Raw genomic sequence first — 14,028 nt, 5'->3', positions numbered from 1 at the left:
TAAAATCGGGTTGCAAATCAAAAGTTTTTTTTGTTGGAAATAACGGGGCAAGGCCCTTTTGTTTTTGCAGATTATTTGCCATAACTTGCTGAAAATTAAACCTAAAAATGAAATACCTATCCTTACTGGCCGTGGCTGTAATGTTCAGCGCTTGCAAAAGCACAAACAAGCCTGCCGATGTAAAATCATACACCATTGAGCAGTTGTATAACAATAAATCAATAGCAGGGGCGGGCTTTAATGCCGATGAAACCAAAGTGCTGATAGAGGACAACAGCACGGGGATATTTAACATCTACGCCATTAATTTGGCCGATACCTCATCAAAACAGCTCACCCATTCAACTAAAGATTCCTATTTTTCTATAGGCTACGTGCCGGGCACCAACGATTTTTTATACAGCGCCGACCAGGGTGGTAACGAAAATAGTCACATTTACCTGCAAAAAGCAGATGGCTCGCCCGTGAAGGATCTTACACCTTGGGCAAACACTACCAATAGTACAAACGGCTGGAGTACCGATAAAAAGTACCTTTACGTTGTAAGTAACAAGCGCGACCCTAAGTTTTTTGACGTTTATAAACTTGATGCGAAAAACTGGAAAGATGAGTTGTTATATCAAAACAACGACGGCTATTCGCCCGGCCCTGTTTCAAAATCCGAACGGTACATCACATTAACCAAATCTATCACGACTGATAAAAATGAGTTGTACCTTTATGACAGAACGACAAAAGCCACCAAAAAGCTAAGTAACGATAAAGACGCAACCTGGTACCCGGCGGCTTTTACCAAAGGCGATTCGAGCCTGTACTACATTACCAACGACGGAAGCGAATTTAGTTATTTGGTAAAATATAACCTGGTAACCGGGGCAACCGTCAAAGTTTACAGCACCAACTGGGATGTTGTTGGTATGGAGCTAAGCGACCTTGAAAAATATTACACCGTGTATGTAAATGCCGATGGTAAAACCAAGGTTTTGCTGTTTGATAATAGTACCGGTAAACAAATGGATTTTCCGGAAATTAAAGATGGCGAGGCTAAGTCGGCAGTGTTTTCGCCAAGCGAGAAAAACATAATGCTTACGGTAGGTAGCAGCACAAGCCCGAATAACCTGTACGTTTACAATTTTGATAGGAAGGAATTAAAACCGATAACCCGCACACTAAACCCGGCGGTAAGCAGTGATGATTTGGTAAGTGCAGAAGTTGTCCATTTTAAATCTTTTGACGGGTTGGAAATTCCGGCGATTTATTACAAACCCAAAAATGCCGGCAAAGATAAACCGGTGCCGGCTATACTTTGGATACACGGAGGGCCGGGCGGCCAAACCACAACCAGCTTTAGTAATCAAATACAGTTTTTGGTAAACCATGGCTACGCGGTGTTGGCGGTTAATAACCGGGGCAGCAGCGGTTATGGTAAAACTTTTTACAAGCTGGATAACAAAGACCACAGCAACGGCGATTTAAAGGACTGCATCTGGGGTAAAAAATGGTTGCAGCAACAAGCCTACATCGATACCGCCAAAATAGGCATACTGGGTGGTAGTTACGGCGGCTGCATGGTGCTGGGTGCCCTTGCCTTTCACCCTAACGAATTTAAAGTGGGTGTAGACCTCTTTGGCGTGGCCAACTGGATGCGGACACTCAAAAGTATCCCTCCGTACTGGGAGGCCCAGCGTAAAGCCCTTTACGAGGAATTGGGCGATCCGTACACGGCTGATAGTGTACACCTGAAAAAGATTTCGCCTCTGTTCCATTACCAAACCATCAACAAGCCGCTAATTGTTTTCCAGGGCATGAATGATGTGCGGGTGCTGCCCATTGAAAGTAAGGAAATTGTGGATGGGGTTAAAAAGAACGGCGTATCGGTGGAATACATCACCTATCCCAACGAAGGCCATGGCTTTACCAAAAAAGATGACCAGATAACAACAGCCAACAAAACCCTCGCGTTTTTAGATAAGTATTTGGCTGGGAAAAAGTAGGACTAAGTTTGCACATTGATATCATTGCTTCGTTCTTTATATTGACATGATTATAAATAGCTGATTATCAATGTTGTTTTTAACGAAATCTATGTCATTGCGAGGAACGAAGCAATCGCGAACTATACAGGGTGGACTTGCAGAGTTCGCGATTGCCGCGCTACACTCGCAATGACATGGTTGTTGCGAGGCTCTAAAGCCAACATGTAATCCCTGTTTTTTTCAGGATCATCCTGATATGTACTCGCAATGGCAAATTGTAAAATGGCTTTCAATGCTTTATCTTATTAACGAAATAACCAATTGAAGTGGCGATGATCACAAAAAACGGCCCCTCTTAAAAAAGAAAGGCCGTTTTCACATTCCCCCTTCAGGGGGTTAGGTGGCTTAGAAACTATTTCTTACGCTATTGCTGAAAGTTTTAGTTGTCCAGTAGCCACTATCTAAAATACGGCGTACCGTCATCAGCGGATAATCAGGGTCGCGTTTATCGGCAAGCTGGAAGGCTATTTTAAAACCTTTCTTTTGAATTTCCGGCAATACCGGTTTTTTCCATACACCAAATGGGTAGGCAAAATATTCTATTTTTTTACCGGTAATTTCTTCCAGTTTTTTGGTAGGCTTGTCAATCTGGGTAACCCAGTCGTCAACTGGCTTCGTGGTTATCTTACCGTTTTTGCCTTTGATCTTAATTTCAGAGTTATGCGAGTACTTATCTACCCGGTGATGATCCCAGGTATGGCTGGCAATTACATTGCCCTCGTCTGATAGCTTTTTAACCATGTCTGCGGTCATATAATGCGGGCGGCCTAACGATACTGTCATCACAAAATAAACTGCCTTAAAACCGTACTTTTTAAGCGTAGGGTTGGCAATGGTAAACTGGTCAAGATCGGTATCGTCAAAAGTGAGCATGATTGGTTTTTTGGGCAACGCCGCGCCGGTGGTAAGGTAGGCGTACAACTGATCGGGCAGGATGGTATGGTAGCCACTATCGGCCAGCATTTTTATATGCTCTTTAAATGCGGCAACCTGAACAATGTAATCTTTGGCTCCTTTGGAATCAGTAGGCTTCCAATCGCGTATTTGGTGGTAGCAAACGATGGGCACCTGTTTGCGGGCCATCACAGCTTTGTTATCTACAGAGGCGGCCGAAGCAGGCGCAGGGCTCGTGGCAGATGCACTGGCAGACTTGTCGGTTGGTTTTCCCTGGCATGACATGGTTGCGCCCAATGCGCAAACTGCCATCCATACAAATGTTTTCTTTATCATAAAATAGTGGATGTTTTTTTTAATTAGTTCAACAACGGCGAAATTAGGATTTTATTGAGATTTTCTTAGGGTTAAGAATCAAGAGTCGAGAATCAAGACGGAAATGTCCTACACCCTGAAGCAAAAAATCTCATTTCAAATTTGTAATCAAACTAAATCCGAAATCGAAAATCCCAATTCCGAAATCCTAAAGTCCTGCATCTTCGCTTACACCGCGGCCAAAACCTTCTACCCAGTCCCTGTCGCCAAGTCCTTTTGCTATGGCGCTCAATAAGCGGCTGTGCACGGCGTTTACAAGTGGCATGGGTGTGTAGCTCGCCTGCGACAGTTTAAAGGCAAGGCGGGCGTCTTTATAGCCTAATTTGGCTTTGAATCCTACGGGTTCATATTGCTTGTTTGCAATCAGCCTCCCGTAGTTTTGGTAAATGGGGGCGTTGAAGAGCGTTGAGCCAAAAAAGTTAGCCACCTGCGTACGGTCAAGGCCATTCTTCTCGGCAAGAGTGTAAGCTTCGGCCATCATCTCCATTGATGCCATGATCATAAAGTTGCCGGCAATCTTCACCACGTTGGCGCCGCCAACTTCTTCGCCAAAATCGTGTATGGCCTGGCCCAGGCAATCGAGTACTGGTTTGGCAATATCTTTTACCTGCTGAGGGCCGGAAACGCAGATGAAAAGTTTTTTTGCTGCTGCCGCCTCGGGCCTTCCGAACACTGGTGAAGCCAGGTAATGGCTGCCCGCCTGCTCATGGGCTTTGGCCAGCTCAACGGCCGTTTCGGGCGAGATGGTGCTCATGGATATGTGCACAGCATTTGGCTGTAGCGTTTTTAAAATTCCGTCGGGCCCTGTAACCGATTCTCGCAGCACCTCATCTTCCGATAACATGGTGATCACGATAGGTACACCGGCGGCCGCCTCGGCAGGTGTTTGGCATTTGGTGATGCCGGCCTGGTCAAGCTCGTCGGCTTTGCTGAGGGTGCGGTTATGGACTTGCAGATGGTAGCCTGCCTCGATAAGGTTTTTGGCCATGTGGATGCCCATGTTGCCAAGGCCGATAAATCCGATTTTGTTTTTCATAGTGTTAGTTAATGTAGTCCCTGTCTTCGTCACTTAGTGTATTTTTATCTTCTTTTTGGTGGATGTTGTCGTGGTAACCTTCAATATCATATTTTGCTTTTTTGGGGCGGCCAACCATAAAGCCCAGGACAAAACCTACAAGGGTCATGGTGATCATGATGGCCAGTTTGGATACCCTGAAACTCATGAACAAAAACGCGAAGGTTACATTGTCGGTATTTTGGGCAAGAGCGGCCGTAAGCAAAATGGTGATGATAATTATTGTGATGGTTTTTATGCTCATGATGTTTTGATTTAATAAAGTTAACAGTTAATACAAGATGCAGTTTTTAATGTTGAAATAAAAGGGCGTTTTAGATAGTGGAGAGATTTGAGATATTAGATGTGAGATCTGAGACACTGGGACGGCCGATAGTTTGATGTTCCAAATTTGTAATTATTCCCGATCTGATTTTTCTGTCTGTACATGTATTTTTTCGCCTCAGGAATTTGAAGCGAAATTCCGTCGCGAAAAAAATCGGACTGATTTCATCTGTGAATTTTATTGGTGGGGAAGTGGCCGGGCAGTCGTCATTGCTGGATAATTTTTGTTGGCGTTTTTTATGGCGGTGTACGGTCTTAACTTTAATATTTCGGCGTTTTTAAAAGCCAGATTCACGCGCTGTATTCGTTGATGAGAAGTAAATTTTTGCTGCTCATTTTTCAGTCCTGTATACAAAACCGATACCTGCCTTCATTTAATTAGAATTCTCATTTTGCCATTCGGTACACTTTGATGTATTGCTATGTATTAATTCTGAATCTGTATTTTTTGGTTAAATAACATGTTTTAAGTATCTCATTTAATGATTTATATATGCATATTAATTGACAGTTTTTTTACTTGCTAATTTTTTTAGTTTTTTACGGTTTAACTTAGCTTTCTTTTGTTTAATTTTTACTTCTGATAAATTATATAAACCAGTGATTTTTAATTCACTAAAATTTGTTTAAAAACATGATTTTTAATTTTTATCAAAGAAATTATCAGATATAAATCTCCTTTTGGTATTTTTCCAACAGTTTTCCATTTTTGAATTTTAATACACTAACTAAAAATTGAATTTTGGCGCTAATCGACGCACGTTGATTTAAACAGGCAGGAATGTGCCGGAAAATTACAATCGCTCACAGGGCTTAAAAATGGCATTTTATGGCACATGAATTTATCCCCTACTCAGGCACTGTTTACGCAAAGAATCCCTGGATAAACGACAACTTTTTTTGGCAAAGGGACTACCGGCAGCCAATAAAAATAACAGGGAGAACTGATTCAAAAGAACAGCGTAACGCTAAAGATAATGGAAAGGTTAGCCGCGATTTTTGCGCCTTGCAATTTGCGACTGTGCAACCGGGTACAAGAAGATGGTGGACAGGATAAGTACCGAACCCGCCCAAAAACCGATGGACATTTTATTCATATCGCCGAAGAAAATAAAAGCCATGATGATGCCATATACCGGCTCCAGGTTGGTGATGAGCGCTACCCGGAAGGCCGAAAGTTCGCGCATGACGGATACCCCGGCAACATAAGCAAGCGAGGTGCACACCGTGCCAAGCAGTACCAGGTAGCCAATATCTGCCGGTTTTAAAAGTAGTTTTTGGTTGTATCCGTTGGTTGCAAAAAGGTACAGTGAGATCCAAAAAAATGCTCCTGTGAGCTCATAAAAGGCAATGATAGGAGCCTCACTTTTCTTAACAAACCGCGAGTTGATAATGGCAAAAAGCGCCGCGCAAACTGCGCTTGCCAGCCCGGCTATGATTCCCTTAGTGTATTGAGTTTCGAATTTGAAAATTAAAATGATGCCGGTAATGATTAATAAACCCGCCATGATTTCCAGTTTAGAGATCCTGGTTTTGTTAATCAGCGGCTCAAAAATAGCCGTAAACAAAGTGATGCTGGAGAGGCAAACCAGTGTTACCGGCACGGTAGAAAGCTTGATGGAAGCGAAGAAAAGTATCCAATGGCCGCCCACCAAAGCGCCCGTAAAAACCATTTTCAGCATGGTTTTTCGCTCAACTTTAAAGTCGGTTTTGCTGAATTTAAAATATAAAAACAACGAAACAAAGGCAATTAACACCCGGTACCACACCAATTGTACTGCCGAAATGGTGATTAATTGACCCAAAATACCGGTAAAACCCCAGATAAAAACTGTAAAATGGAGTATAATCAGGTTCTTATTGAGTACTTTTGGGCTATTTTTATCCAATTTTTCGACAATTTATTTCAACTTTCCAGCAATTTTAAAACACTTTTTAACACTATTTAGGTGCTTTTAACAACACGTAATAACCTAATATGCCAAATAATGTATTAGGAATTAGCACCGTAAAAATTGGCGGGACACCGCCTTTTATCGAAAATACGATCGAGAATTTCTCGATAATGATGTAGGTAAAACACAACAAAATCCCAATCCCAAGTGGTAATCCTACGCCGCCACGCACCTTGCGGGACGATAGCGCGACCCCTAAAATCGTTAAAACATATGCCGATAAAGGGTACACAAAGCGGTGATATTTTTCGTAATAAAGGTTGTTTAAAACCTCCGGCCGGCGTAGCTTTTCCTTATCGATATTCTTGTTCAGCTCGCTTAATGACATCGCCGCGTATACGTTATCGTACACAATAAAGTCGGTTGGGTGCATGTCCAGTACGGTATCTTTTTGGCCCGGATTGTGGATAAACTGTTCCTTTAATCCCTTAATATATCTAACGTCGTAGTTTTTTAAAGCCCAGATCCTTTTTACAGAATCATAGGTTACCTGCTGGGCAATGAGCTTTTCGCGCAGGGTATCACCGTTAAATTTCTCCATAATAAAGGTGTAGCCGGTGTGCACTGTTGGGTCGTAATTGGCCAGGTAAACAAAGGTATGTTTATCAATTTGCATGTGCACCTCGCTCTTGGTAGGGTCGTTATCGGTGATTCCGTTGGCGTTTTCAAAATCGTTTTTAAGGTGGTTTGTATACGGGATAAGGTACACATTGGCAAAAAAAGATACCACAAATATGAGCGATGCAGCAATAAAATAGGGCCTTAAAAAGCGGTTAAAACTGGCCTTGCCACTCAGGATGGGAACGATTTCTGTTTGGTTTGCCATCTTGGCCGTAAAGAAGATCACCGCCAAAAAGTTAATCAGCGGCGATAGCAAATTGAGGTAAAAAGGCACAAAACCGGCGTAGTATTTAAATACAATATCGTGCAGCGTGGCGTGCCTGCTGGTGAAGTTATCCAGCTTCTCGGAGATGTCAAACACCACCGAAATAGCTGCGAAAATGGCCATCGTAAACACAAATGTGCCCAGGTATTTTTTAATAATAAACCTGTCGATAACCATCAGGTACCGGTGTATAAAAGTCCTCATCGGCAGATTAAATGTTTTTTAAAGCCATGGTTTATATTATGTAAGCAACGCTTTTTATGGCGCATTATTTGATCGTCCTGCAATTATAATCGCTGCCCTAAACGGCCCACCATCATGTTTTTCCAGGCATAAAACTCGCCGCTGATGATCTTTTTACGCGCTTCTTTTACCAGCCACAGATAAAAGTGGAGGTTGTGCAGGGTGGCAATTTGCGCCCCAAGCATCTCGCCCGAGTGGATCAAATGTCGTAAATAAGCCTTGCTGTATTCCTTATCTGCAAATAAATCGCTGTCGTCTTCTATCGCGCTAAAGTCGTTTTTCCACTTCTCATTCTTGATATTAATAATGCCGTTTTTGGTAAAAAGCATGCCGTTACGGGCATTGCGGGTAGGCATAACGCAATCAAACATATCAATTCCCAGGGCAATATTTTCCAATAAATTGATGGGGGTGCCTACGCCCATCAGGTAACGAGGCTTGTGTTCGGGCAAAATATTGCATACAATTTCGGTCATGGCGTACATTTCTTCGGCTGGTTCGCCTACCGAAAGGCCACCTATGGCATTCCCTTCGCGCTCAAATGAAGCAATAACTTCGGCCGATTTTACCCTTAAATCTTTATAAACCGAGCCCTGTACAATGGGGAAAAGTGTTTGGCTATAGCCGTATTTTGGCTCGGTGCTATCAAACCTGTCGCAGCAGCGTTTAAGCCAGCGATGCGTCATTTCTATCGACCGGCGCGCATAACCATACTCGCAGGGGTAGGGGGTACACTCGTCAAAAGCCATGATGATATCGGCGCCAATAACACGCTGAATATCCATCACATTCTCGGGTGTAAACAGGTGTTTTGACCCATCAATATGCGAACGGAAGGTTACGCCTTCCTCCTTTATCTTACGTACTTCGGTAAGCGAATACACCTGGTAACCGCCGCTATCGGTTAAAATAGGGCCATCCCAGCCATTAAATTTATGCAGGCCGCCGGCGCTTTCCAGCGTATTAAGGCCGGGGCGCAAGTATAAATGATAGGTGTTTCCTAAAATAATTTGTGCTTCAATATCCGTTTTAAGCTCGCGCTGATGCACCGCTTTAACGGTGCCGGCCGTGCCAACGGGCATAAATATGGGGGTTTCAATAGTGCCATGATCGGTGGTGATTTCACCGGCACGGGCCTTTGATAGAGGATCTTGTGCTGCTAATTTAAATTTCATTTCGAGGGGGTAAAATTAGCAAAAAAAAACTACCAGCCCCCTCTAAATCTCCCCCGGTTGGAGAGACTTTAACTACACTTTTTTTAATTCTTTATCATCGGGAAGTTCTTAACTTAATGACATTGGGAAGAAGCCCCGGCACCTTTATGTCAACTCATCTTCCCATTAACTCATTAAGGTAAGCTATATTAATAGTTTTGTTCACTTTTTCAGAGATATCGGCAAACGAAACAGGCCTTTTTACATCCTGATCGTCAATAAAAAACGTATGATCAGCCTCCTGGTGGATCTTATCAACAAGGGTGTCGATGAACCAAATACAATTGGCGTTGATGGCAGGGTCGTTTTTTTGTTCTTCAGAAAAAAAGGTTAATAACCCTATCGTCCGCCCGAATACCTGCACAGTTTCTGTGGTGGTTGCCAGGTATAAGTTGTTGGCATTTTTTAAATAAAAAAAGCAGGGACTTTGCTCTACAAAGGTCAAGGTAAATTGGTTTGCGCTGTTTACATCCTCGATGTTAACAGGAAGATCAAAAGTATTGGCTTTAACAGTTTGGTAAAAATTAGGATATTCACTACAAGTCATTACATGGATTTTGCTTGTTCGTGGGCTACGGCAGGTTAGCATATATTTGTTATCGCTTAGGCTGATAAATGACCATCGTATAAATTCATCAATTATACTATTATTACTAACAATATGTGTACTCCTGTCTATCTCGCTATCTAAGGGTACGTAAATGTTCCTGGGATTCAAAATAAAAACAACATCCAGAAAGATACCACTTAAACTGCCTCGGCCTTGTACAAGCGAAAATAGTTTGCCCTGCATGGGGTTGGCATAGTTAATTGGGGGCATGATATAGTAGATTAATTGATTATAGAATAAGATTTACGATGCTGGCCAATTTGGGGTTAACTCATCTTCCCATCAGGGTGTTAAGGTAAGCCATGTCAATAGTTTTGTTCACTTTTTCAGAGATGTCGGCAAACGATACAGGCCGTTTAATATCCTGATCGTCGATAAAAACGATATCACCGGCCACCTGGCGAATCCTGTCAACAACGGTATCGATGAACCAAACGCAATTGGCGTTGATAGCCGGGTTGTTTTTTTGATCTTCGGTAAAAAAGGTTAATATCCCAATGTTTAGCCCCAATATCTGTACAGATTCTGTTGTTGTGGCCAGGTATAAATTATCGGCATTTTTTAAATAAAAAAAACAGGGACTTTGTTCTACATAGGTCAATGTGAACTGATTGGCCCGGTCTACATTTTCTGTATTAACAGGAAGATCAAAATGATTTACTTTAACCGTTTGGCAAACATTGGGGTACTCGCTGCAAGTCATTACGTGAGTTTTGCCTGTCCGCGGGCTACGGCAGGTAAGTATGTATTTGTTGTCAGTCAGGCTGATGAATGACCATTGGATACAGCTATCAATTAAATTATTACTCATAATATCTGTAATCCTGTCTATCCCCAGATCTACACGTTCTGCCGGCGGGATGGGCATATAACCGGGCCTGGGCACCCAAATGATAACTTCGTCCTGAAAAAGACCACTTAAACTGCCTTTGCCTTGTGCCAGCGAAAATAATTTCCCCTGCATGGGATTGGCATAGTTAATTGGGGGCATAATTTTGTAGATTAAATTGGTTTATGGAAGTAAATGTGCTTGTAAAGGCTTTAAAAATGTCAAGTTTTATTTCGCGCAAAGACGCTAATCAATAGTAAACTATCCGTCATTGCGGGTATCCATCAGGATGATCCTGAAAAAAAATGGGGATGACGTGCAGCGAAATATAGTTAAACCAATGTCCAAAACTACCATCATTGCGAGGTACGAAGCAATCCCAAACCATGTGGGACTTAGCATGTAGGGGATTGCTTCGTACCTCGCGACGACGGTCTGTTTTTTATTTTTAGGAGTTTCTTAGCGATCTTTTCAACTCTGCGCGAAAAACCTATAACCGCGATTTCCCAATGCGATAACCGTTTATTGCGACCTCAAAAATGCATCGCATTCTGTTTGAAGCTGATCCCATGCTGCTATGGCTACAGAAATGTTCAGCCCGGCGATGAGGGGGATTGTAAAATCAACCGGGCTTGTTGTTGCAAGGGCTTCCAGGTCATCGGCAAGTGCCGACCATGCCCCCCGAATGCTTCCGGTGGCATGGTCAAGCACCGCTAAGCTTGCGGTTATTTCTTTCATAAAACCAAATTCTGTACCGGCAATATCAATATCGAGGCTTTGGTTGGCTTTATTGAAGGCTACTATCTGATTTACAATATTGATGAAAGAAGCAGATAAAGCCTGGGTTGAGCCATATAAAGCCGCTATCGCTACCGTTGCCTGTTGCTGCACTGCGGGTGTCATATCCTGCTTATCTTTAATCAATTGCTGCACCATATTATCCAGTGCCGAAAAATCAGCCCTGGCTTTTGAGGCGTATCCCATCAACAGGTTACATTGAGCTTTCATTTGCGGGGCAATATCGGTGTCCCACAGGTAGGCTGCAGCAAGTGCATCAGGAAAATGAGGAAGGTGCTGCTTAATCACGTCCTCAATAGCCTCTCCCTGTTTGCAGGTTTTTACACGGGCTTTAATGGCATCCATATCCGTTTTGGGTATGGTAAATAGCGCCCCCATATCAAAAGTTATCAGTGATCTGCCTGTAATTCCCATGTCTTTATACTGTTTTTTTTCAGCGACTTTGTTTGTATTGCAGAGCCTGCAAATGATAGTGTTATTTTGTTTACCTGGTTACGGGGCACCTTTTTATCTACCGAGATAGTCCATTCTGTAAAAAGGGAGGGTTGAAAGTAAGCGGCCTGTAGTTCTTTACTAATCTCGCCCGGAATGTCGGTGATAATTTTACCATTCTCTTCATGATATCCGAATGTGAGTTTTTCGGGCTTGCTGCTAAAACTAAATTTTTGTTTTTTGTACTGGTCGGCATATACACCAGAAGTGCGGATGCTTACCTTAAGCATTTTAGCAACGTCGATGCCATGTACTAACGCCTGTACGCTGGTTACCCTGGCCCGGTCCATATCCTGGAACAGTTCAGAATCCGTTCCAACAGCAATTGTAATTTGCCCATCTTTGATAAATGCCGCAATTGCGTCCGCATCAGTAATATGGATACTATAGCCCTCTTCGGATATTTTAAAATCCTGCGGCTTCGGTTCAAATTTCCCCAGTGCCTCGGCATAATCCGTTTTCATCGAGGCCAGATCATTGGTAAGTTGCGCGGCTGTTTTTAAAATAGAAGGAGCGACCGTGGATTCCTGCAAGGCCCAGTATTTATATGCCCGGGTATAATTTCTGATAGCCAGGTACATATAAGTTTTCATGTTCATCTGCAATACATAAACGTTATGTAGGGTGTTTTTATCTGTCGCGATATCTCCTTCCAGCGCTTTAAGATAATCTTTATAAGATTCAATCATGTTTGCGCTTACCTTTTTTTGCATATATAGCCTGGCCAATTCCTGGGTAACCTGTACCATGGCTGCCTGCGCGGCTGATTGCGCCTTTCCGTATATCGAAAGGATATCCAGTTGCTGCCGGTATTCTGTAGCGCCGGCAATGCTTTCACCTTCTGCACCCCTCATCATATCATCTACCTGTAACCGAAAAATGTCCCACTCGGCCTGGCTGGAAATGTCACCGGAATCAGGTATCTCAAAGTCGGTAACAGCTTTAGTATAATCCATGCTTTTGGCAACCTCTCTTAAATCATTCATGAATTTAAAAGTGTTCTGCAGCATTTTTGCTATGTTTTCGAGCTTTGACATAGCCTTGGATAAGTTGCCGATAGCCGTGGCAAATTTTGATACTGTTTTTGCCGAATCTGCTGCCGCAGCGGCGGCTTCTCCTGCTTTGGCCACCGCACCGGCGGTAGCGCCTGCAGCGGCTACATCGCCAACGCACATTGCCCCTATGGATGCTGCAAAAGTGCCCACGGCCATACATATCTGAAAAGCGGCTTTTAAGGTTTGGTCGCGCTCCCATATCGCTACGCCTGCCTTAAAATCGGCGGCAGCCCGCATACTGGCTATATTTGCCGATGTCATGTTGGCTTGTGCCTGTTCGTATGCATTTTTTGCGGCATCAAGGTTAGATACAGCTTGTTTTATTAAACTATCGGTAAATGCAGCGGTATTATTAAAATAAGTAAGCATTTGGTTTCCGGCCCTAATCTGATCGGCTTTACTTACCGCGTCCTGGGTTACCAAGTTGTATTGAGTTTCATAATTGCCAACAGATGCCAGATAGGCGGTGGCAAGTGTTTCGTAAATGGCAGGGCTAAGCTGCGGTATAAAATTTAAATTACTTGCTTCAAGCGTAAGTTCGCCCAACAGGGCCGAGCTTTGGTAATAAAGATCGGCGAGGACAACGTTATTTTGAGAAGCGGCCTTAACCCAGCTAAGTATAGCCCTTGCCGCGCCTGGTTCGGCATCTACAAGGCGTGTACTAAACTGGTAAAGAGAGGAAAGTGTGAGCTGCAACTCTATGCCAGGCAGGGGATGTACGGGGTTATCTGTAATGAGCTTAAGGTCTTTTGAATATAAGTCAACCAGTTGAGTTTTATAATTGGCGTGCTTAACATGAATACCTAAGCCTGGAAAATCGGCGATGGCAAAATTTTTATTTTCATCGGAATGTGGGCCTAAGGTGTTTATTTTTAGTTTGCCGCTAATTTCTGTGGCAAACAGCATAAAAGTTGCAGCATTGGTTGAGCTAAAATCGATGTTAACCACCGATGAATTGCAAACCAGCCTGCGGCTGATGATAAATATCCCGCGGTTAAAAAGCTGGATATTGGCAGCCGGCATCTTTACAATATCTGCTATGATATATACAATAACCGATTTGTGTTTATCGGCGGTTGCCAATACTTCGTCCATATCCACAAACAGGTCGCGGAAAATAAGCTGACCGTTAAAGGGAATTGTAGCGGTTGTGCATGGTATTTTATCTTTTGATAGCTGGGCGTTTTTATAATAATCGGCCCAGTCTTTTTTGTCATGTACTGAAATTGCCATTTTAATGGA

11 protein-coding genes are annotated in these 14,028 nt (G+C 43.0%); 1 reads left to right on the top strand and 10 read right to left on the bottom strand.

The features are described from left to right. Nucleotides 1-107 precede the first annotated feature (107 nt). Nucleotides 108-1,994 carry an alpha/beta fold hydrolase gene (locus tag ACFGVS_RS09745; protein WP_439698459.1) on the top strand — a complete coding sequence of 629 codons (1,887 nt, stop codon included), beginning with the start codon at nucleotides 108-110 and terminating at the stop codon, nucleotides 1,992-1,994. Between the two features lie 387 nt (nucleotides 1,995-2,381). On the opposite strand, the gene ACFGVS_RS09740 is transcribed toward ACFGVS_RS09745, so the two are convergent. The 10 genes from ACFGVS_RS09740 to ACFGVS_RS09695 all read right to left on the bottom strand — a co-directional run bounded on the left by ACFGVS_RS09740 (nucleotide 2,382) and on the right by ACFGVS_RS09695 (nucleotide 14,019). Continuing rightward, nucleotides 2,382-3,266, bottom strand: a complete 885-nt coding sequence (locus ACFGVS_RS09740) for a polysaccharide deacetylase family protein (protein ID WP_218152422.1) — start codon at nucleotides 3,264-3,266, stop codon at nucleotides 2,382-2,384. 187 nt (nucleotides 3,267-3,453) lie between these two features. Then, a complete protein-coding gene (locus ACFGVS_RS09735) occupies nucleotides 3,454-4,341 on the bottom strand; it encodes an NAD(P)-dependent oxidoreductase (RefSeq protein ID WP_439698458.1) in 888 nt (295 codons plus the stop codon). Between the two features lie 4 nt (nucleotides 4,342-4,345). After that, nucleotides 4,346-4,624, bottom strand: coding sequence for a LapA family protein (locus ACFGVS_RS09730; RefSeq protein WP_090649341.1), 279 nt, complete (start codon nucleotides 4,622-4,624; stop codon nucleotides 4,346-4,348). A gap of 1,066 nt (nucleotides 4,625-5,690) precedes the next feature. Next, on the bottom strand, nucleotides 5,691-6,593 hold the full coding sequence (locus ACFGVS_RS09725) for a DMT family transporter (protein WP_439698457.1): 903 nt from the start codon (nucleotides 6,591-6,593) through the stop codon (nucleotides 5,691-5,693). A gap of 52 nt (nucleotides 6,594-6,645) precedes the next feature. After that, nucleotides 6,646-7,749, bottom strand: a complete 1,104-nt coding sequence (locus ACFGVS_RS09720) for an LptF/LptG family permease (RefSeq protein WP_177183827.1) — start codon at nucleotides 7,747-7,749, stop codon at nucleotides 6,646-6,648. A gap of 83 nt (nucleotides 7,750-7,832) precedes the next feature. Continuing rightward, nucleotides 7,833-8,963, bottom strand: coding sequence for a tRNA guanosine(34) transglycosylase Tgt (gene tgt, locus ACFGVS_RS09715; protein ID WP_274212630.1), 1,131 nt, complete (start codon nucleotides 8,961-8,963; stop codon nucleotides 7,833-7,835). A 154-nt stretch (nucleotides 8,964-9,117) separates the two neighbouring features. Further along, nucleotides 9,118-9,822: a hypothetical protein gene (locus ACFGVS_RS09710; protein WP_439698456.1), complete on the bottom strand. Its 705-nt coding sequence runs from the start codon at nucleotides 9,820-9,822 to the stop codon at nucleotides 9,118-9,120. 61 nt (nucleotides 9,823-9,883) lie between these two features. Beyond that, nucleotides 9,884-10,603 (bottom strand): hypothetical protein, encoded by a 720-nt coding sequence (locus tag ACFGVS_RS09705; RefSeq protein ID WP_439698455.1) that lies wholly within the window; start codon nucleotides 10,601-10,603, stop codon nucleotides 9,884-9,886. A gap of 360 nt (nucleotides 10,604-10,963) precedes the next feature. After that, nucleotides 10,964-11,653 carry a hypothetical protein gene (locus tag ACFGVS_RS09700; protein ID WP_439698454.1) on the bottom strand — a complete coding sequence of 230 codons (690 nt, stop codon included), beginning with the start codon at nucleotides 11,651-11,653 and terminating at the stop codon, nucleotides 10,964-10,966. Next, the gene (locus ACFGVS_RS09695) at nucleotides 11,629-14,019 is read right to left on the bottom strand and encodes a hypothetical protein (RefSeq protein WP_439698453.1); all 2,391 of its coding nucleotides are present in this window, start codon (nucleotides 14,017-14,019) and stop codon (nucleotides 11,629-11,631) included. Before ACFGVS_RS09695 ends, ACFGVS_RS09700 begins: the two co-directional genes overlap by 25 nt. Nucleotides 14,020-14,028: the final 9 nt, after the last annotated feature.

Source organism: Mucilaginibacter sediminis (assembly GCF_051903035.1).
GTDB lineage: Bacteria > Bacteroidota > Bacteroidia > Sphingobacteriales > Sphingobacteriaceae > Mucilaginibacter.
The sequence above is the reverse complement of the archived record's forward strand: the minus strand, read 5'-3'. Positions and strand labels throughout refer to the sequence as shown.

Excerpts from the sequence above, each read along its gene's own strand:
- ACFGVS_RS09745 (WP_439698459.1), top strand. The coding sequence starts at position 108 with ATGAAATACCTATCCTTACTGGCCGTGGCTGTAATGTTCAGCGCTTGC.
- ACFGVS_RS09740 (WP_218152422.1), bottom strand. The coding sequence starts at position 3,266 with ATGATAAAGAAAACATTTGTATGGATGGCAGTTTGCGCATTGGGCGCA.
- ACFGVS_RS09735 (WP_439698458.1), bottom strand. The coding sequence starts at position 4,341 with ATGAAAAACAAAATCGGATTTATCGGCCTTGGCAACATGGGCATCCAC.
- ACFGVS_RS09730 (WP_090649341.1), bottom strand. The coding sequence starts at position 4,624 with ATGAGCATAAAAACCATCACAATAATTATCATCACCATTTTGCTTACG.
- ACFGVS_RS09720 (WP_177183827.1), bottom strand. The coding sequence starts at position 7,749 with ATGAGGACTTTTATACACCGGTACCTGATGGTTATCGACAGGTTTATT.
- tgt (WP_274212630.1), bottom strand. The coding sequence starts at position 8,963 with ATGAAATTTAAATTAGCAGCACAAGATCCTCTATCAAAGGCCCGTGCC.
- ACFGVS_RS09710 (WP_439698456.1), bottom strand. The coding sequence starts at position 9,822 with ATGCCCCCAATTAACTATGCCAACCCCATGCAGGGCAAACTATTTTCG.
- ACFGVS_RS09705 (WP_439698455.1), bottom strand. The coding sequence starts at position 10,603 with ATGCCCCCAATTAACTATGCCAATCCCATGCAGGGGAAATTATTTTCG.
- ACFGVS_RS09700 (WP_439698454.1), bottom strand. The coding sequence starts at position 11,653 with ATGGGAATTACAGGCAGATCACTGATAACTTTTGATATGGGGGCGCTA.
- ACFGVS_RS09695 (WP_439698453.1), bottom strand. The coding sequence starts at position 14,019 with ATGGCAATTTCAGTACATGACAAAAAAGACTGGGCCGATTATTATAAA.